The 20,125-nt window shown below is 63.5% G+C and carries 10 protein-coding genes; 4 read left to right on the top strand and 6 right to left on the bottom strand.

The features are described from left to right. The 5 genes from NTD85_RS13140 to NTD85_RS13120 form a co-directional block, all read right to left on the bottom strand. Positions 1 to 7,830, bottom strand: a complete 7,830-nt coding sequence (locus NTD85_RS13140) for a non-ribosomal peptide synthetase (RefSeq protein WP_262142351.1) — start codon at positions 7,828 to 7,830, stop codon at positions 1 to 3. After that, a complete protein-coding gene (locus NTD85_RS13135) occupies positions 7,827 to 11,228 on the bottom strand; it encodes an amino acid adenylation domain-containing protein (protein ID WP_262142350.1) in 3,402 nt (1,133 codons plus the stop codon). Before NTD85_RS13135 ends, NTD85_RS13140 begins: the two co-directional genes overlap by 4 nt. A 187-nt stretch (positions 11,229 to 11,415) precedes the next feature. Beyond that, the gene (locus NTD85_RS13130) at positions 11,416 to 12,399 is read right to left on the bottom strand and encodes a TauD/TfdA family dioxygenase (protein ID WP_262142349.1); all 984 of its coding nucleotides are present in this window, start codon (positions 12,397 to 12,399) and stop codon (positions 11,416 to 11,418) included. Between the two features lie 38 nt (positions 12,400 to 12,437). Beyond that, a complete protein-coding gene (locus NTD85_RS13125; protein ID WP_003223420.1) occupies positions 12,438 to 13,178 on the bottom strand; it encodes a thioesterase II family protein in 741 nt (246 codons plus the stop codon). Between the two features lie 71 nt (positions 13,179 to 13,249). After that, entirely contained in the window at positions 13,250 to 14,422 is a 1,173-nt protein-coding gene (locus NTD85_RS13120) for an MFS transporter (protein WP_262142348.1), read from the bottom strand. Positions 14,423 to 14,665: 243 nt separating this feature from the next. Here NTD85_RS13120 and NTD85_RS13115 point away from each other — a divergent pair, with 243 nt between their 5' ends. The 4 genes from NTD85_RS13115 (at position 14,666) to NTD85_RS13100 (ending at position 19,135) form a co-directional block, all read left to right on the top strand. Continuing rightward, complete coding sequence (locus tag NTD85_RS13115) at positions 14,666 to 15,466, top strand: glucose 1-dehydrogenase (protein ID WP_103484097.1); 801 nt, start codon at positions 14,666 to 14,668, stop codon at positions 15,464 to 15,466. Beyond that, on the top strand, positions 15,459 to 17,285 hold the full coding sequence (locus tag NTD85_RS13110) for a glycoside hydrolase family 15 protein (protein WP_262142347.1): 1,827 nt from the start codon (positions 15,459 to 15,461) through the stop codon (positions 17,283 to 17,285). Before NTD85_RS13115 ends, NTD85_RS13110 begins: the two co-directional genes overlap by 8 nt. A gap of 392 nt (positions 17,286 to 17,677) precedes the next feature. Further along, positions 17,678 to 18,067 carry a hypothetical protein gene (locus tag NTD85_RS13105; RefSeq protein WP_003223411.1) on the top strand — a complete coding sequence of 130 codons (390 nt, stop codon included), beginning with the start codon at positions 17,678 to 17,680 and terminating at the stop codon, positions 18,065 to 18,067. A gap of 174 nt (positions 18,068 to 18,241) precedes the next feature. Continuing rightward, entirely contained in the window at positions 18,242 to 19,135 is an 894-nt protein-coding gene (locus tag NTD85_RS13100; RefSeq protein ID WP_262142346.1) for an alpha/beta fold hydrolase, read from the top strand. Here NTD85_RS13100 and NTD85_RS13095 read toward each other — a convergent pair. After that, positions 19,104 to 20,087, bottom strand: a complete 984-nt coding sequence (locus tag NTD85_RS13095) for a GlxA family transcriptional regulator (RefSeq protein ID WP_103522554.1) — start codon at positions 20,085 to 20,087, stop codon at positions 19,104 to 19,106. The two genes, NTD85_RS13100 and NTD85_RS13095, sit on opposite strands and share 32 nt — an antisense overlap. Positions 20,088 to 20,125 lie beyond the last annotated feature (38 nt).

The following is a 20,125-nucleotide window of genomic DNA, read 5'->3' as shown; positions in this document are numbered from 1 at the left end:
TCAAGAAATCAGTTTTTCCAGATCATCGAGGGATAGACGTTTGAGGGCCTCCAGGGATTTAGCCAATTCATCCTGAACGGGCGACATTTCGACACGCAGGGCCTCGATCCGCGCACAGAATGCCTTGAGGGTATCGGTTTCAAACAACGCCTTGAGCGGCACCTTGTCACCCAGACGTTCCTTGATCCGGGTCACCACCAGCGTGGCCAGCAACGAGTGCCCGCCGAGCTGGAAGAAATTGTCCGCCAGCCCGACGCGCTCGACCTCCAGCACCTCCTGCCAGACCGTCGCCACTTCCCACTGCAGATCGGTCTGTGGCGCCTGATACTGCTGCTGCGCAGGACTGTCGCCCAGGGTCATCAGCGCCTTGCGATCCAGCTTGCCGTTAGGCGTCAGCGGGATGGCGTCAATCAGGTGCAAGTGCCCCGGCACCATGTGCGCCGGCAGGCGCGCGGCCAGAGCACTGCGCAAGCGTTCCGCCAACGCGACCTGATCGCTCACCGGCTGCGCCGGTACGACGTAGGCGTGCAGGTGTTTACCGGCCGCACCGTCCTGGGCGAGCACCACCGCTTCAGCAACGTCCGCCTGCTCCAGCAGCCGCGCCTCGATCTCGCTGAGTTCGATACGGAACCCGCGAATCTTCACTTGATGGTCGGCGCGACCAATGTATTCGATGTTGCCGTCACTGCCCTGGCGCACCAGGTCGCCGCTGCGGTACAGCCGTTCGCCGTTGCTGGCGTAAGGGTTCGGCACAAAGCGTTCGGCGGTCAGCGCGGCCTTCATCAGGTAGCCACGGGTCACGCCGGCACCACCCAGGTAGAGCTCGGCCGGCACGCCTTCAGGCAGCACCTGCAACTGACTGTCGAGCAGGTACGCGACGGTGTTTTCCAGCGGCCGGCCGATGTTCGCCTGCCCCTGTGGCGTACGCAGGGTGAAGGTCGAATATGTGGTGTCTTCCGACGGCCCGTACAGGTCATACACCTGCTGCACCGAGGTGCTCGCATACAAGGTATCCACCAGACTTTGCTTGAGCGGTTCACCGGCCAGGTTGATGGTCTTGACCGAGCGCGGAATCTGCCCGGCGCGTTGCAGCGCGGCAATCGCCGACGGCACCGTGTTGATCAAGGTGACCTGTTCGCGGCCCGGCAGATCGGCCAGTGCCAGTGCGTTGTCCACCAGCACCAGACAACCGCCGCAGGCCAGCGTGACGAAGATTTCCCAGACCGACAGGTCGAAGCAGATCGACGTCGACGCCAGCACACCGCGCAGTTGTTCTGCGCGATACACACCCGCCGACCACTGAATCAGCGCCGACAGGTTGCCGTGGGTAATCGCCACGCCTTTCGGCTTGCCGGTGGAACCCGAGGTGTAGATGACATATGCCAGATTCTGCGCCGTCACTTTCGCCACCGGAGCGGTAGACGGGAACTCGCAGAGCGCGTCCTCATCCACCAGCACTACCTGCGCACTCAACGCTTCAGGCAGCATCGCCTGCGCCGCGGGTTCGGTGAGCAGCACGGCGGCGTGACTGTCGTCGAGCATGTGCAGCAAACGTTCCTGCGGGTAGTCCGGATCCAGCGGCACATAAGCGCCACCGGCCTTGAGGATCGCCAGCAGGCCCACGAGCATGTCCGGGGTACGACGCATGCACACGCCCACGCGCACTTCCGGCCCGACACCCAAGGTTTGCAGTTTGTGCGCCAGACGATTGGCCCGGCTATCGAGGCTCTGGTAATCGATCGATTGCTCGGCGAACACCACGGCCTGCGCCTGTGGTTGCCGCTGCAGTTGCGCGGCGATGTGTTCCAGCACCGTGCGAGTATCCGGCGCGGTGATGGCAGCCTTGCCCCAATTGATCGCCTCTTCGCGCTGCGGCGCTGCGAGCAATTGCAACCCGCCCAGTGGCTGAGCAGCATCGGCGAGGAACTGCGTCAGCAGACTTTCCAGCTGCGCACTCAGGGCAACGACTGTGTTCGCGGCAAAACTGGCCTGATCGTAACTGATCCCCAGACTCAGCTCCCGACCGGTGACCGCCACCAGCGTCATTGGGTAGTTGGTCTGTTCCTGACGACGAATCGCCGAGAACGTCAGGCCGGTGGCCGGGCCTTGTTGCAGGGCTTCGGCCATCGGGTAGTTTTCGAACACCAGTAGGCTGTCGAACAACGCCCCGGCACCGGTTCCCGCCCAACGCTGAATGTCGTAGAGCGGCGTATGTTCGTGCTCGCGCAACGCCAGATTGAGTCCCTGCACCTGTTGCAACCACTGACTGACGACGATTTCCGCGGACGGCGCCGCCACCACCGGCAGGGTGTTGATGAACAGGCCGATCTGCTGCTCGACACCCGGCAGGTCGGTGGGACGTCCGGCAACGGTGGCACCGAACGCCACGTTGTCCTGACCGGTGTAACGCTGCAACAGCACCAGCCAAGCCGCCTGCACCAAAGTGTTGAGGGTGACTTTCTGCTCGCGGGCGAAACGGTTCAGATCGGCGGTCAACGCCTCGCTGAACACATGCTCGTGGTCGGCGTAACCGACTGCCGCCAGCGGCGCGCCCGACACGGCGCCGGCCAGTCGCGTCGGCTCTTCCAGGTCGGCCAGCGCCGCCGTCCAGAACGCGCGGCTGGCCTGCTGATCACGCTGGCCGAGCCACTCGATGTAGTCGCGATAGCGCCCCTGGGGCGCGGCCGGGGCCAGACCGGCGTAGCGCTGCAACACTTCGCCGAACAACTGCGAGGTGCTCCAGCCATCCATCAGGATGTGATGGCAGGTGTAGATCAGGTGATGCGTCGCTTCGTCGGTGCGCACCAGCGTCACCCGCAACAGCGGCGCGGCGGTCAGGTCGAACCCGCTGGCAAGATCGTCACTGGCCAGTTGTTCCAGCGCTGCGCCGAGGTCGGCCCGGCCACGCCAATCCTCGACCTGCCATGGCATCTGCACGTTGTGCCGCACCACTTGCACCGCCGCGGCGGCATCCTGCGGCCAGATGAATGCGCTGCGCAGAATCTCGTGGGCCTCAACGGTGTGCTGCCAGGCCTGACGGAAGCGCTCGGCGTCCAGTTGTTGCACGTCGACACGCAACTGGTTGGTGTACGCCGGGCTGTCCGGATCGTTGACGCTATGGAACAGGATGCCTTGCTGCATCGGCGATAACGGGTACAGATCGACGATGTCACGGGCCGGGATTGGCAGTGTCGACAGCTGTGCCTGGGTCAAGGTCGCCAGACTGAAGTCCGACGGCGTGACGCCTGCTTCACCGCTGTCGCAGCAGTGCTCGATCAGACGCTCCAGCTCACGCCGATAGGCTTCGGCCAGCGCCGCGATGGTTTCTGCGCGGTACATGCCCGTGCCGAAGGTCCAGGTCAGCTCCAGTTCACCGCCGTACACCTGACCGTCGACGCTCAGCCAGTTGCCCAACGGTGCAGCGGCGTCCTGATTGGCGCCGGTGCTTTCGCCACTTGGCACGAACAGCGCGCCCTCGTCAGCGCTGAAGGCACCGTCGAACTGGCCCAGATAGTTGAACGTCACGCGCGGCTGCGGCAATTCCTGCAGCTCGGCGCGTCGGCTCAGATATCGCAGCACGCCATAACCGATGCCTTTGCCCGGCACCGCACGCAGTTGTTCCTTGATCGCACACAGGGAGGCGCCCGGATTCACATCCGGGGTCAGGCGTACCGGGAACAGGCTGCTGAACCAGCCGACCGTGCGACTCAGATCGACCTCGTCGAACAGGTCTTCGCGACCGTGCCCTTCGAGCTGAATCAATACCGAAGGCTGTGCGCTCCAGTCGCACAACACCCGCGCCAGCGCGGTCAGCAGCAGATCGTTGATTTGCGTGCGATACGCCGCGGGAGCGACTTTGAGCAGCTTGTGGGTCAGCGCCTGACTCAGGCGCGAACTGGCCCGGGCCGCCTCGGCACGGGTCTGACTGTCCTGCGGGAAATCTCGCGGCAGTTGTGCGTCGCCCGCCTCCAGGGTTGCACGCCAGTAGTCGCTCTCGGCAGCCAGCGCCTCGCTTTGCGCATACCGCTGCAGATGTTCGGCCCAACTGTGCAGCGACGTGCTTTTACCCGCCAGAACCAGCGGCGTGCCGGCGGCCAGCGCGGTGTAAGCGTGCTGCAGATCCTCCAGCAGAATGCGCCAGGACACCCCGTCGACCACCAGGTGATGAATGACCAGCAACAGGCGTTGCTCAGCGTGCGGCAGGTTCACCAGCACCGCACGCAGCAAGCGTCCCTGTTGCAGATCGAGGCTGCGCTGGGCTTCGTCAGCGAGTGCTGGCAACGCCGCCAGACTGTCCAGCTCGCGCAGCCACAACAACTCCGGATCACGCTGGGTCTGCGCCAGTGCCTGCCACGTATCGCCCGAGCACTGGAAACTCAGCGCGAGTGCATCGTGCTGTTCGACCAGTGCCGCCAACGCAGTGCGCAGGTGATTGGCGTCAAGGGTGGTGGTCGGTTGCAACATGACCGACTGGTTCCAGTGTTGACGCTGGGCAATGTCGGTCTCGAAGAAGCGTGCCTGAATCGGCAACAACGGCAGCGGCCCACGATTCGGCTGCGCCGTGGCCGCCACCGGTTTGGCTTCGATCAGCCTGGCCACCGCAGCCAGCTGGCCAATGGTCTGTTTTTCGAACAGTTGCTTGGGGCTCAGCTTGATCCCCTGGCGCTTGGCCCGGGCAATGATCTGCAGGCTGAGGATGGAGTCACCGCCCAGCTCGAAGAAGTTGTCGCTGGTGCCCACGCGCTCAAGCTTGAGCACTTCGGCCCAGATTGCTGCCAGCTTCTCCTCGACCTCCCCCACCGGCGCAACGAAATGCTGCGTGACCACGCCCGGCACCGGCAAGGCACGCTTGTCGAGTTTGCCATTGGCCGTCAGCGGCAGTTGCTCCAGCAGCACAATCTGCGCCGGCACCATGTACTCCGGCAGGCACGCCTGCAACTGCTCGCGCAGAGCGTGTGCCTGCACGGTCGCAGCGGCCGCCGGCACACACCACGCCACCAGTTGCAGGCGCGCCGGATCGTCATCCAGGGCCAGGGCGAGCACCGCCGCCTCACTGACGCCGTCAAGGCCGAGCAGCACCCGCGCGACTTCCGCCGGTTCGACGCGATAACCACGCACCTTGACCTGATCGTCGGCGCGACCGATGAACTCCACCGCTTGCTGACGATTGCGCCGCACCCGGTCACCACTGCGATAGACCCGCGCACCCGGGGCGCCGAACGGATCAGGCAGGAAGCGCTCGGCAGTCAGACCCGGTTGCCCGAGATACCCCAGCGCCACGCTGTCACCACCGATGTACAACTCGCCGGCCACCTGATCGGCGACATTGTTCAGCACATCGTCAACGATGTAGACCTGCGCACCGCTCAGCGCGGTGCCGACCGGAACGCTGCGCGCGTCGGCCGCCAGCTCACTGACCTCGTGGGTCAGCACACCGACCGTGGTTTCGCTCGGCCCGTAGTGGTTGATGATGCGGCACTCCGGCTTGAGCTGACGCACGCGTTCCACCAGTGCCGGCGAGCAGGCTTCGCCGCCGACGATCAGCGCCTGCGCCGGCAGTACATCGGCGGCGCGGCCAGCCTGCAACAACGCCGCCAGGTGCCCCGGGACGATTTTCAGCATGCCCACTTGATGCGTAGCCATGTACTCGGCAAATCGATCCGGGTCGAAACCCAATTCCTCCGGCAATACGTGCAACAGGCGACCGGAACACAGCGCGCCGAACAACACCGTGAAGCCCAGATCCGCCGCAATGGTCGACACCAGCGCCATGCTGGTGTCCGGCGTCGGCGCCAGGCGCTCCAGCACCGCGCGCACGTAACTGCCCAGCGCCCCGTGACTGACCAGCACGCCCTTGGGTTGCCCGGTGGAACCGGAGGTGTGAATCACATACGCCGGGGATTGCGCAAACAGTGGCACCACCGGGCTGACATCCGCCTCCTGCTGCCACTGTTGCGGGGCATACGCGAGCCCCTGACAACCGTCGACCGCCAGCGCGGACACCCGCGCATCCCCTTGCGCGCACAACAGCAGGCGCGCGCCGGCATTGCCGAGCATCTGCTGCAAGCGCGCGTTCGGCGCCTTCACGTCCAGCGGCATATACACCGCTGCGGCCTTGAAGATCGCCAGCACACAGGTCAGCCAGTCCAGCGAACGCTCCATCAGCACCGCTACCGCTTGGCCGGGGCTGATGCCCTGCGCCAGCAGATGATGGGCCAGACGATTGGCGGCCTGGTCCAGCGCCTGAAAACTCAGGGTCTGATGCAGGTCGCGCGCAGCCAGTGCTTCGGGCTGTTGCGCCACTTGACGAGCCCACTGCTGCAACACTGACAACGCCGGTTCGCCCGGTGCTGCGAGCACCACCGGAGCCCGCGTGGCGACGCTGTGCAACGGCGCTTGCGGTGCCTTGAGCAATTCGCCGAACAGACCGAGTAACGCCGGCACAAAGCCCTCGACGGTTTGTGCGCGATAAAGGTCGCTGGCATAGGTCAGCTGGCCGTGGATCAGCGTGCCGTCGTCGGTGATGTCCAGCGCCAGATCAAAGTGGGTGCCGTCCTTGTCCAGCGGATACTCGGCCACGCTCAGTCCCGGCAGGTTCATCGAGCGCTGTTTCTGCATACCGACGTTCTGGTTGAACTTGGCCTGGAACAACGGGTTGTGGCCCAGGGTTCGTTCCGCCACCAATTCGTCCACCAGTTGCTCGAATGGCAGTTCCTGATGCGCCTGCGCGCCGAACGCCGCCTCGCGCACCTGCGCCAGCAAGTCTTCGAAACTGCCGCACTCATCGATCTCGCAACGCAACACCTGGGTGTTGACGAAGAAACCGATCAACCCTTCGACTTCGGCACGGCCACGATTGGCATTCGGCACGCCGACGCGAATGTCGCGCTGCCCGGCCTGACGCGAGAGGAACAGCGAGAAACCCGCCAGCACCAGCATGAACAGACTGATGCCCTTGCTGCGGGCAAACGCATTGAGTTGCAGGGACAGTTGCGCACCGAAACCAAAGCTCAGGGTCTGGCCTGCGAAGCTTTGCGTCAGGGGCCGGGCGAAGTCCGGCGCCACTTCCAGCAGCGGATGTTCCTCACCGAGCTGCTGACGCCAGTAATCGAGTTGACGCTCGCCCTCGCCGGCTTCCAGCCAGCGCCGCTGCCAGATCGCATAGTCGGCGTATTGCAACGGCAGCGCCGGCAACTGCGGCTCGCGCTGAAGACTGAAGGCCTGATAACACTGGACGAATTCCTTGACCATCACGTCCATCGACCAACCGTCGGAGACGATGTGGTGCATGCTCACCACCAGCACGAATTCCTCTTCGGCCAGAGCAAACAGGCTCGCACGCAGCAGCGGTCCATGGCGCAAATCGAACGGTCGCGCGGTGGCTGTCTGCACCTGTTGCGCCAAGGCCGGCTCGCGCTGCGAAGCCGCGAGGCCGGTCAGGTCAATGCGTTCCAGAGCGATCGATTGCTGCTCGAGAATCACCTGCTGCGGCTGATCGCCGTCGGTGTGGAACACGGTGCGCAGCACTTCGTGGCGCGCGACCAGATGATCGAAAGAGCGTTGCAGCGCCGATTCGTCCAGACGTCCTTTCAGGCGCAGCCCCGCCGCCATGTTGTACGCGGCGCTCTGCGGTTCGAGTTGCCAGAGAAACAGCAGCCGTTGCTGAGCGAACGACAACGGAATCGGCGTGACCTCGTGACGACTGACCGGCAGCGGCAACAGGCTGAAGTCCTTGCCGTCTTCGCGCAGTCTGGCCAGAAACTGTCGACGCTGCTCCAGCGGCAAACCGACGAATCTTTTAGCGATACGCTCCGCCATGGTGCCGCTCATACTTCTTCTCCTTCCAAAGCATTCATGAACTGATCCATGTCGGACCAGTCGTCATCCGTTGCACTGTCCACCTGTTGCGCCAGCACTGCCGCCAGATCGGCCAGCAAAGGTTTTTCGAACAGGCTGCGCAGTGGCAAGACCACGCCCAATTGAGTTTTGATGCGTGCGATCACCTGCGCCGCCAGCAGCGAATGGCCGCCCAGTTCAAAAAAGTGATCATCCAGACCGATCCGCGACACTTGCAGGACCTCGGCCCAGATTTGCGCCAGGCACTGCTCGGTGTCGGTTTGCGGCGCGCGATAGTCGCCTTGCAACTGGCTCGCATCCGGCGCCGGCAAGGCCTTGCGGTCGAGCTTGCCACTCGGTGTCAACGGCAGATTCGGCAACAACAGCAAATGCCCCGGCACCATGTAGTCCGGCAGATGGGCTTGCAGCGCGGTGCGGATTTGCTGGCGGAACGCCGACTGGGTGGCGGCGCTTTCCAGCACGGCGTGCTCGCCGACCACGTACGCCACCAGTTGCTGGCCGCCGCTGAGCGGCACCGCCAGAACCACCGCCTCGCGAATGCCCGGGCACTGTTGCAGGCGCGACTCGATTTCGCCCAGCTCGATGCGGAAACCGCGGATCTTCACTTGATGGTCGACTCGGCCGACATACTCCAGCGCGCCATCGGCGCGCAGTCGGGCACGGTCCCCGGTGCGGTACAGACGCTGCCCTGCGGCGAACGGGTCGGCGATAAAGCGCTCGGCACTGAGCATCGGCTGACGGTGATAACCACGGGCCAGGCCCGGGCCACCGATGTACAACTCGCCCACCGCACCTTGCGGCAGCAGGTTCAAATCATCGTCCAGCACGTACAGACGCCGGGCATCGAGCCCCTTGCCAATCGGGATGCCGCGCCAGGACACGGCGTCTGCCGTCAGTGCACTGCAATCATGAATGGTCGAAACCACCGTGGCTTCGGTCGGACCGTAGGTGTTGAGCAACCGCACATGCCCCAGCCCGGCCTGTTGCCACAGACGCAAACCGTCCACCGCCATGGCCTCGCCACCGACGTGGATCTGTCGCAGCGCGCCAAAACCGGCCGGCGGCTGCGCTGCATATTCCTGCACCAGCCAATACCAGTACGCGGCCGGCAGGTCAGCCAGGGTGATGCCGTGATCGACAATCACCTGACGCAACGTTGCGCTGTCCCACAATGGCGCATCGCGCAGCACCACAGCGGCGCCATGGCACAGCGGCGGGAAGAACTGCTCGACAAAACCGTCGAAGCTGCTGGTGGCGAACTGCAGGACCCGGTCACCTTCGCGCAAGTCGCTGTAATCGATGGCGCGGTCGATGAATTCACTCAGTGCGCCGTGACTGACCGCCACGCCTTTCGGCCGTCCGGTGGAACCGGAGGTGTAGATCACGTAGGCAAGATTCTGCGGCGCGACCGTTAACGACAGGTTGTCGGCCGAAGTCTCACCGGACAATTGCTCCAGACACAGGCACTCGACAGCCTCCAGCGCCGGCAGGCTGGCAAGGCTGGCGCTGTCGGTCAGCAGCAGTTTCAAGCCACTGTCATCCAGCACATGGCGCAATCGCTCAGCCGGAGTTTGCGGGTCGAGTGGCACATAGGCGCCGCCCGCCTTGAGCACGGCCAGCAACGCCACCGCCAGCTCCAGCGAGCGCCCCAACGCCACACCGACCAGCACGTCCGGGCCGACACCGCGCGCGCGCAGCTGATGCGCCAGGCGATTGCTGCGCGCATTGAGTTCGGCATAGGTCAGTGACGGTGACGGTGCGGTGGCGAGGATCACGGCTGCTGCCTGCGGCGTGCGTGCCACTTGCGCCTCGAACAGGTTTTGCACGCTGGTGAAACGCGGCGCCGCAGCAGTGGCCTGAATCAGTTGCGCGCGCTCGGCATCTGCCAGCAGCGCGACTTCGCCGATGACCTGCTGCGGGTCGCGGCAGACGGATTCAAGAATGTTGCGCCAATGCCCGGCCATCGCGGCGATGGTCGCGGCATCAAAAATATCGGTGGCGTACGTGAAGGCGGCGAACAGCTGCTCGCCTTCTTCGCGGGTATCGAGCATCAAATCGCTGGTGGCCGCATGTTGCCGAGCGCTGCCGGCCAGTTGCTCTTGCGTCAGATAACCCACCTGCAAACCCGATTCCAACTGCACATGCTGCAAGTCGGTCACCAGCGGCTGATGGTTGAACATCACCTGAAACAGCGGATTGTGGCTTTGGCTACGCGCCGGTTGCAGGGCCTCGATCAAGGCGTCGAACGGCAGCTCTTGATGAACCTGCGCGCCGAGTGCGGCCTCGCGTAGCCGCTGCAACAGCTCGGCGAAACGGGTTTGCGCGGTGACTTCGCTGCGCAGGATCTGAGTGTTGACGAAGAAGCCGATCAGCCCTTCCGTTTCGCTGCGGGTGCGGTTGGCAATCAGGCCGCCGACGCGAATGTCGGTCTGCCCGCTGTAGCGATGCAACAACGTCTTGAACGCCGCGAGCAGCACCACGAACAGGGTCACGCCCTGACGCTGGGCAAGGCTTTTCAGCTCCTGACGCAGCGCCGCATCAATGACCGTTTCCAGACGCGCGCCCTGGTGACTCGATTGCGCCGGATAAGCGCGGTCGGTCGGCAACTCCAGGACCGGATGCTCGTCGCCCAATTGTGCGCGCCAGTAGTCCAGTTGCCGTTCGCGCTCACCTGCCTCCAGCCAGCTGCGCTGCCACAGCGCGTAATCGCGGTAATGCACGGTCAGCGCCGGCAACGATGGTTCGCGCCCCGCCACCAGCGCATCGTAGGTACGCATGAACTCGTCGATGAGAATATTCATCGACCAGCCATCGGCAATGATGTGGTGCAAGGTCAGCAAGAGCACGTGCTCCTGCTCGGCCAGACGCAACAGGCGCAGGCTCAGCAGCGGGCCGCTCTGCAGATCGAACGCTTGCGTGGCTTCAGCCATCATGTGCTGTTGCGCGAGCGGCCAGCGCTGCTGTTCGGGCACGGCGCTCAAATCGGTGAGGGGCAGTTGCAGCGCCTGCGGCTCGGCCACACGCTGAAAGGCACGCTCGCCGACCTGACCGAAGGTGGTGCGCAGACATTCGTGCCGCGCGACCAGCAGGCTGAACGCCTGCTCCAGCGCTTGCACCTGCAACGCGCCGTTCAGACGCACGGCCATCGGCAGGTTGTAGGCAGCACTTTGCGGATCCAGTTGCCAGAGAAACCACATCCGTTGCTGGGCGTAGGACAGGCCGTCACGCTCGGCGATCCCGTCACAGGCGGTCATGGGAAGCTGCGCAAAATCGATGCCTTCGCGGGCCATGCCGGCGAGAAACAAACGGCGTTTGTCCTGCGGCAGTTCGATAAAGCGGCGGGCTAGTTTCTGTGCGTCTGCGGCATTCATGCATTGGGTCCTTGCTGATCGGCGGCGTGACCAGGAGGCCCGGTCGTATCAACAAGAACGAATGACAAACGCAATGATTTAGCGCACTGGCGCAACAGCGCCCCGCCGGTCAGCCGTGCCGACGCACAAACGCCGAAGCCGGTCCAAGACCGGCTTCGGCACTTTCACGGGCAACCACCCGAATGGCTCAGAGCGGGCCTTGGGAATGCCCCTCGGCCATGGCCACGATGACTTTGCGCGGCCCTTCGAACGGCGAACGCGCATGGGCCGACAACATGTTGTCGAGCATCAGTACGTCGCCTTCCTGCCACGGAAAACTGATCGCGCACTCATCGAGTACCGCACGGATCTGCGCCAGCACTTCGTCTTCGATGGCCGAGCCGTCACCGTAATAAACGTTACGCGGCAAGTCCTCCTCATCGACGATGTCCAACAGGCTTTCGCGCACTTCCGGCTGCAAGTTGGAGATGTGGAACAAGTGCGCCTGATTGAACCAGACGTGATCGCCGGTCACCGGATGCACCGCCACCGCCTGACAGGTCTGACGGGTTCGCAATTCGCCGTCATCCTTCCACTCGCAAAGGATGCCGTGGGCCTTGCAGTACGCCTCGACGACCTCGCGGTCGTCGGTGTTGAACACATCTTCCCAGGCCACATCCAGACCGTTACCGAAGTTGCGCACATACATCAGACCTTTGCTGACAAAGCGCTCACGAATGGCCACCGGAATACGCCGATAGACTTCGCGGCTGTCGGCAATCGGCGTTTCGCCACCGGACTTCGCCGCGATCATGCTGTAGAACCAGATCTTCATCGGCCAGTCGCGGGAGTAAGCCTGTTCGTTGTGCAGCGGAATGCTCTGGTGCGCCGGGTATTCGGTCGAGGTGTATACGCCTTGGGTGACGTTGGTGCGCGGCGTGGAGCCGAACTCATAGTTCAACAGCGGATGACCGAAACTGGCCGCGAACTGACGAAACTGCTCAGCGCCGTCGAGACGAAATCCGCGGAACAGCACCCCGCCATCGCGCAGCAGATGCTCATCGACCAGCGCTTTCACTTCATCGAACACCGCCAACAGGTCGGTATCCGCCTCGGTCGTCTCCACCAACAGCGGCAAGCGCCCTCGTTGCGGCAACAGCGGCCGAACGGAAAATTCCACAGCAACAGCCATGACTGGCCTCCTGTAATCACTCGATAGTGAGCAGTGCGTCAAAACGCCGGTGCCGCCGCTTGCGCATGACGCCGGTGATGGACTTCCAGATGCGTCTTGATCGTGCGGATCACCCGGGCTTCGTGCTCATGGATGAAGAAATGCCCACCGGTCATCATGTCCACGGAAAAACTGCCCAGGGTTTCCTTGCTCCAGCCGATCAGTTGCTCGGTGGTCGCGCGGTCTTCCTTGCCGCCCAGCACATGCACCGGGCAATTGAGCAGGGGCCGCTGCGCCGGACTGAAGCGTCCGCACATCATGAAGTCGGCGCGCAGCACCGGCAGCGTCAGGCTCATGAGTTCCTGGTTGGCCAGCACTTCTTCGCTGGTGCCCTGAAAGGTGCGCAGTTGATCGATCAATTCCTCATCGCTGCGCGCTTCGGCAAACCCGCGATCGTAGTCGCTGCGCATGGTCGGCGCCGCCGTGCCGGAGGCGAACAGCGCCACCGGTTCCGGCGCGCCCAGCTCGCGAAAGGCGTGCGCCATCTCGCACGCCAGCAGCGCGCCGAGGCTGTGGCCGAACAGGGCGTATGGCGTTTGCAGGCCGGGTTTGTGCTCACGGGCCAACTGGCGGGCCAGGGCTCGCATGTCAGTTTGCAGGGGTTCGTCGAAACGGGCACCGCGCCCGGGCAACTCCACCGGTTGCAATTGCAGCCATGACGGCAGTTGGCGCCGCCAGCGGCTGTAGACCATCGCGCTGGCGCCCGAATAGGGCAGGCACAGCAGTGTCAGCTTTGTCACCGCGTTTACCTCAATGGGTTATCTGTAAAAGAGAACGGATGAGGCGTGGCGCGAATTAGTCCGAATGCCGATCACTTCAAATGGCGGAAACTCTGCACAGCTGAACCCAGCACCACCGCGCCGGCCGCGATCGCCAGCCAGAATCCGCTGCGCGCACCGAAGGCGTCCACCAGTGCGCCGGATCCAGCCGCGCCAATCGCCACCCCGATGCTCAGACCGGTGACCAGCCAGGTCAGGCCTTCGGTGAGCTTGGCCGGCGGCACGATGCGCTCAACCAGCGCCATGGCGACGATCAGCGTCGGCGAGAAGAACAGCCCGGCGACAAACACCGCCAGCGACAAACCGAAAATATTGCTCGCCAGCAACAGCGGCAGCGTGGTCACCGCCGTCGCCACACCGCCGTACAGAAACAGCCGCGGCAACGGCAGTTTCGAACGCATCGCGCCAAAGGCGATACCGGCCAGGCACGAGCCGATGGCATACACCGACAACACGATGCTCGCCGCCGCCGGCTGACCCTGCTGCTGGGCGAAGGCAACGCTGACCACATCGACCACGCCAACGATGACGCCCATGGCCAGCATCAACGCCAGCAGCCATTGCACGTTGGTCGAGCGAATGATCGAACCCTGATGCTGCGACTCCTGCGGGTGCACCGCCGGTTCGGTGCTGCGCTGGGCGACAAACGCCGTTACGCCGACCGCCAGCGCCAACAGCGCGGCCAATGGCCCGGCCTCGGGAAACGCCACCACACACAGCCCCACCGACAATGGCGGGCCGACGATGAAACAAACTTCATCGAGTACGGATTCCAGTGCATAAGCGGTCTGCAATTGCGGCTGGCCGCGATAGATCTCGGTCCAGCGCGCGCGCACCATCGCCGACATGCTTGGCATGCAACCGGCCAGCGCGGCGAAGATGAACAATGTCCAGGTCGGCGCCTGCAAGCGGGTGCACAGCAGCAACATCAACAGCGCCCCGCCACCGATCAATGCCGACAGCGGCAGCACCTTGCCCTGACCGAAACGATCCACCAGACGCGAGACCTGCGGCGCACAAAACGCCGTGGCCAGGGCAAAGGTCGCCGCCACCGCACCGGCCAGCGCGTACCCGCCCTTCAGTTGCGAAAGCATGGTGATCACGCCGATGCCGGTCATGGAAATCGGCATGCGCGCGATCATCCCGGCCAGTACAAAAGCCCGGGCGCCGGGGGCGGTGAATAATTCGCGGTAGGGGTTTGCCATGGGTTGCAGCCTCATCAGGGGCGGCCAAGTTGCCATAAAGGCTGACGGGCGTGGAAGCAGGGAATTGTTGGTGGAATGTGAAGGCCTGAAGAGCAAAAGATCGCAGCGTGCCGCAGCTCCTACAGGTGATCGCATTTCCATGTAGGAGCTGCCGAAGGCTGCGATCTTTTGATCTTTGCTCTTGAACTCTCATGGCTTGCGACCAGTCAGCTAAATAGGCCCTCACGCAAGGCACTACTTCGCATGCAGATTTCCCTCGCCCGACAAGTAGCCCTGATTACCGGCGCCAGCTCCGGCATCGGCCACGCCGCCGCCAAAGCCCTGGCCGCTGCCGGTGCAGCAGTCGTCATCAATTACAACCGTCAGGCGGAACCCGCCGAAGCACTGGCCCGGCAGATCATTGCCGATGGCGGTCAGGCGCTGGCCATCGGTGCCGATGTGTCGAAGGAGGACGAGGTCGAACGGTTGTTCGCCGAGACTCTGGACGCCTTCGGTTCGCTGGACATTCTGCTGGCCAATTCCGGCCTGCAAAAGGACGCCGCGGCGGTGGACATGACGCTGGAAGACTGGAACACGGTGATCGGCGTCAACCTCACCGGCCAGTTCCTCTGCGCCCGCGCCGCGCTGCGGATTTTCAACCGGCAAGGCGTGCGTGAAGGCGTGTCCCGCGCCGCCGGCAAGATCATTCACATGAGTTCGGTGCACCAGCGCATTCCATGGGCCGGGCACGTCAACTACGCAGCCTCCAAGGGCGGCGTCGACCAGTTGATGCAGACCCTCGCCCAGGAAGTCAGCCATCAGCGCATCCGCATCAACAGCATCGCGCCGGGAGCGATTCGCACCGCCATCAACCAAGACGCCACCGAAGGCGCAGCCGGCGAAAAACTGCTGGATCTGATCCCCTACGGGCGTATCGGCGATGTCGAAGACATCGCCAACGCGGTGGTGTTTCTCGCTTCCGACGCTGCCGACTACATCGTCGGCACCACCCTGTTCATCGACGGCGGCATGAGTCTTTATCCGGAGTTTCGTGGCAATGGCTGAGCATCATCCTGAACGACAAAGCCCGATCGACGCCCACGGCATCATCGGCGACCTGCGCAGTGCCGCACTGGTCAACGACAAGGGCAGCGTGGATTTTTTCTGCTGGCCGGAATTCGACAGTCCGTCGATCTTCTGTGCGCTGCTCGACACGCCCGAGGCGGGGATTTTCCAGCTCGCGCCGGATCTGCCCGATGCCCGGCGCGAGCAGATCTACCTGCCGGACACCAACGTTCTGCAAACGCGCTGGCTCAGCGAACAGGCCGTGGTGGAAATCACCGACCTGCTGCCGATCGGCGACAGTGTCGATGACCTGCCGCTGCTGATGCGCCGGGTGCGGGTGGTCAGCGGCCAGGCCACTTTTCATATGCGCTGCGCGGTGCGCCATGACTACGCCCGCGCCAACACCCGGGCGCAGATGGACGAACAATCGGTGGTTTTCAGCGCCGAGGGTCAGCCGTCGCTGCGGCTGGTGGCGGATCAGGCGCTGCAGATCGATGGCGAATCGGCCGTCGCAACGTTCAGTTTGAACCAGGATCAGAACGCCGAATTCCTCCTCGGGGGGGCCGACGATCCACGCTTCAAGGATGACGGCGCAAAAATGTGCGTGGAACGCACGCTGAAGTTCTGGCGCGACTGGATCGGCCAGTCCAACTACCGCGGACGCTGGCGGGAAATGGTCAACCGCTCGGCGCTGGCGCTGAAACTGCTGACCTCGCGCAAGCACGGAGCAATCCTCGCCGCCGCCACCTTCGGTCTGCCGGAAACCCCCGGCGGCGAGCGCAACTGGGACTATCGCTACACCTGGATCCGCGACGCCTCGTTCACCGTTTACGCGTTCATGCGCTTGGGCTTTGTCGCTGAGGCCAACGCCTACATGGGCTGGCTGCGCGGGCGGGTCAGCGATTGCCATGGGCAGTCAACCAAACTCAACATCCTGTATGCCATCGATGGCCGTCAGGAATTGCCGGAAACCGAACTCTCCCACCTCTCCGGTCATGGCGGCGCGCAACCGGTGCGCATCGGCAATGGCGCGTACGACCAGATTCAGCTCGATATCTTTGGCGAACTGATGGACGCGGTGTATCTGGTCAACAAGTACGGCGACGCGATTTCCCATCAGGGCTGGAAACATGTGCGTGAAGTGGTCGATCAGGTATGTGAGACCTGGCAGACCACCGACGTAGGCATTTGGGAAATGCGCGGTGAGCAACATCACTTCCTGCACTCGCGACTGATGTGCTGGGTGGCACTGGACCGGGCGATTCGCCTGGCCTCGAAACGCTCGCTGCCGGCACCGTTCGCCCAGTGGGACCAGACCCGCCAGGCGATCTACGCCGACATCTGGGATAACTTCTGGGACGAGGAGCGCGGGCATTTCGTCCAGTACAAGGGCGGCACCGCGCTCGACGGCTCGATGCTGCTGATGCCGCTGGTGCGCTTCGTCAGCGCCAAGGACCCGCGCTGGCTGTCGACCCTTGAAGCCATCGAAAAGCATCTGGTGCGCGACGGCATGGTCTATCGCTATCGCAACGACGACGCCAACATCGACGGTTTGACCGGCACCGAAGGCGCATTTGCTGCCTGCTCGTTCTGGTACGTCGAATGCCTGGCCCGGGCCGGTCAGGTGGAAAAGGCCCACCTGGAGTTCGAACAACTGCTGCGCTATGCGAACCCGCTGGGGCTGTACGCCGAAGAGTTCGACAGCAAGGGCCGGCATCTGGGCAACACCCCGCAGGCGCTGACGCATCTGGCGCTGATCAGCGCGGCGAGTTTTCTGGATCGGCGTTTGAGTGGGGAGAAGAGTGTTTGGCAGCCGTAATATTCGCCGCACTCTGTCGGAAATATCCCTTACAACTCGGCTTTTGCAGGACTGATTCCTACACAAAAATAAACGTTGGTGAACTTCTGTGGCGAGGGAGCTTGCTCCCGCCGGGTCGCGAAGCGGCCCCAATGCCTGCGTCCCCACTTCTCCAGAAGAACCGCATTGTCTGGCTTTGCGCCTGCTTCGCAGCCGAGCGGGAGCAAGCTCCCTCGCCACACGCCAGGTCATTCAGCTCCTACTTCGTCTAAACAATCTCCGCCCAATCCCTCCCCCGTAACCTGCACTTACACCCTGAAATACCCTGTTGCCAGCTGTTACATCCCCCCCTACCATCCACCGCAACGGGCACAGCGGAGCTGTCCAATAAAACCCGAATTCAAGGAACCAGAATGACCCTGCATGTCCATCGCCCCATCGCCACGCCCCTGCGCACCGGCCTGACTCGCACCCAACTCTGGGAAGCCGCCGACAAAGGCCTGATCAAATGCTGGGAAATCGGCCGCCAGCGCGCCACGCGCTTCCCCGACCTTGCGCAACAATGCCTCGCCGGCGAACTGCCGGTACTCGGCTGGAAAGGCGGCGTGAGCCGCAGCCTGAAGAAAAACGAGAAATACGGCTCACTGAAATACCTCGCCCAGTGGCAGGGCTTGCGAGGCGAGGATCTGGATATTGATCTGGGTGAGGAACGTTCGCTGACCTGCTCGCGGACGAAGATGCGGGTAACGTTTACCCCGGATCGGACGAAGTATTTCAATCAGGTGGCGGAAGCCGAGGCTTAGCGGTATTGACGCCGAAAAATGGCGCTTCCCCTGTGGCGAGGGAGCTTGCTCCCGCCGGGTTGCGAAGCGACCCCATACTCGAATGGACATGCTGCGCAGTCCAGCGGGAGCAAGCTCCCTCGCCACAAAATAATGGTCTAGTGTTGCCTGACGCCCATTGCCGTGGAGTCTGCCGTGTCTGACATTCAACGCGTACCGACACCCAACTTGACCGTTGCCTTTGAACAGCACGGCCCGTCCAGCGGCGACGCGGTCATATTGCTGCATGGTTTCCCCTACTCGCCTCGGGCGTACGATGAAATCGCCCCCGCCCTCGGCGCCCACGGTTATCGGGTGATCGTCCCGTACCTGCGCGGTTACGGGCCGACTCGCTTCAACCACCCCGAAACACTGCGCTCCGGCCAGCAAGCGGCCCTCGCTCAGGATTTGCTGGAGTTGATGGATGCGCTGGGTATCGAACAGGCCACGCTTTGCGGTTACGACTGGGGCGGTCGGGCAGCGTGCATCGTTGCGGCGTTGTTTCCCGAGCGGGTGCGCGGGCTGGTGACGGGGGATGGCTATAACGTGCAGGACATCGCCAATTCGACCCGACCACTGGATCCCGAGACCGAGCACCGTTATTGGTACCAGTACTATTTCCACACGCCACGCGGCGTCGCGGGCCTGACGCAAAACCGGCAGGCGTTCTGTGAACTGCTCTGGAAATTGTGGTCACCGACCTGGGCACGCAACGCCGAACGTTATTCGCTGAGCGCACCGGCCTTCGACAACCCGGACTTCGTTGACGTGGTGATTCATTCCTACCGTCATCGCTTCATGTACGCCGCAGGCGATCCGGCGCTGCAATGGATGGAAGACGCGTTGATCAAACAACCGCCGATCAGCGTGCCCACTATCTCCCTGTGCGGTGCCGACGACGGGGTCGGTCCGGCGCCGGAAGTCGATGAAGACCTTGCGCACTTCACCGGCCTGTACGAAAGGCGCGTGCTGCCCGGTGTCGGCCACAACATTCCCGAAGAAGCACCGCAGCAAACGCTCAAGGCACTACTGGATCTGCTCCAGCGCTAACCGAAAACCGCTCCCGATAGGCCTGCGGCGTCACGCCAATCGCCCGCAGAAAACTGCGGCGCAACGTTTCTTCACTGCCAAACCCGCAGTTGGCCGCAATCCGTTTGACCGGCAACCCGGTATCACTGAGCAAGCGCCGCGCGGTTTCGACGCGGATCAGTTCGATGGCGCGGGCCGGGGTCTGGCCGGTGTCGGCGCGGTAGTGGCGGACGAAACTGCGTTCGCTCATGCCGGCCTGTTCGGCCAGGGTCGGCACGCCGAGGTCGCAGGTGAGGTTTTCGGCGATCCAGGCGTGCAGTTCATCAAAGCGATTGCCCTGATTCTGCAGGGCCAGGGTCACACTGAACTGCGACTGCCCGCCGGGGCGTTTGAGGAACACCACCAGATGCCGGGCGACGTCGAGAGCAATATCACTGCCCAGATCTTCCTCGACCATCGCCAGTGCCAGATCGATGCCGGCGGTGACGCCTGCCGAAGTCCATACCGGGCCGTCGTTGATGAAAATCGGATTGGCTTCGACCTGCAGCTTCGGATGCTGCTGCGCGAGTTGTTCGCAACGGGTCCAGTGGGTGACCACGCGACGTCCGTCGAGCCAGCCGCTCGCCGCCAGTAGAAATGCCCCCGTACACACCGAGGCCACGCGTCGACATTTCGCTGCGTGCTCGCGTACCCAATCCACCAGCGACTCATCTTCGGATGCCGGATAGATCCCCCAACCACCCGCGATAATCAGCGTGTCGCTGGCGTCTTGCGGCAACGGCTCGGCGAGCACCGCCAGCCCCGCCGAGGACATCACCGCCCCGCCCTCTCGGGCAATCACCGATGGCGCATACGGCACGGGTAAGCCGCGTTGGCGGGCGATGTCGTTGGCCGAGGCGAACACTTGCAGCGGGCCGGTGACATCGAGAATCTGCATGTTGGCAAACGCGAGTACATGGATGACTTTGGGCATTTGGCGTAATTCGTGGGGTGATTGGCGTATGCGCCAGA

Origin of the sequence: Pseudomonas sp. 13B_3.2_Bac1, assembly GCF_025466205.1 — a bacterium.
Taxonomy (GTDB): domain Bacteria; phylum Pseudomonadota; class Gammaproteobacteria; order Pseudomonadales; family Pseudomonadaceae; genus Aquipseudomonas; species Aquipseudomonas fluorescens_H.
This window is presented reverse-complemented; position numbering and strand designations above follow the sequence as displayed.

What these genes read in the sequence shown, in the direction of transcription:
- NTD85_RS13140 (WP_262142351.1), bottom strand. Translation starts at nt 7,830, where the DNA reads ATGAGCGGCACCATGGCGGAGCGTATCGCTAAAAGATTCGTCGGTTTG.
- NTD85_RS13135 (WP_262142350.1), bottom strand. Translation starts at nt 11,228, where the DNA reads ATGAATGCCGCAGACGCACAGAAACTAGCCCGCCGCTTTATCGAACTG.
- NTD85_RS13130 (WP_262142349.1), bottom strand. Translation starts at nt 12,399, where the DNA reads ATGGCTGTTGCTGTGGAATTTTCCGTTCGGCCGCTGTTGCCGCAACGA.
- NTD85_RS13120 (WP_262142348.1), bottom strand. Translation starts at nt 14,422, where the DNA reads ATGGCAAACCCCTACCGCGAATTATTCACCGCCCCCGGCGCCCGGGCT.
- NTD85_RS13115 (WP_103484097.1), top strand. Translation starts at nt 14,666, where the DNA reads ATGCAGATTTCCCTCGCCCGACAAGTAGCCCTGATTACCGGCGCCAGC.
- NTD85_RS13110 (WP_262142347.1), top strand. Translation starts at nt 15,459, where the DNA reads ATGGCTGAGCATCATCCTGAACGACAAAGCCCGATCGACGCCCACGGC.
- NTD85_RS13105 (WP_003223411.1), top strand. Translation starts at nt 17,678, where the DNA reads ATGACCCTGCATGTCCATCGCCCCATCGCCACGCCCCTGCGCACCGGC.
- NTD85_RS13095 (WP_103522554.1), bottom strand. Translation starts at nt 20,087, where the DNA reads ATGCCCAAAGTCATCCATGTACTCGCGTTTGCCAACATGCAGATTCTC.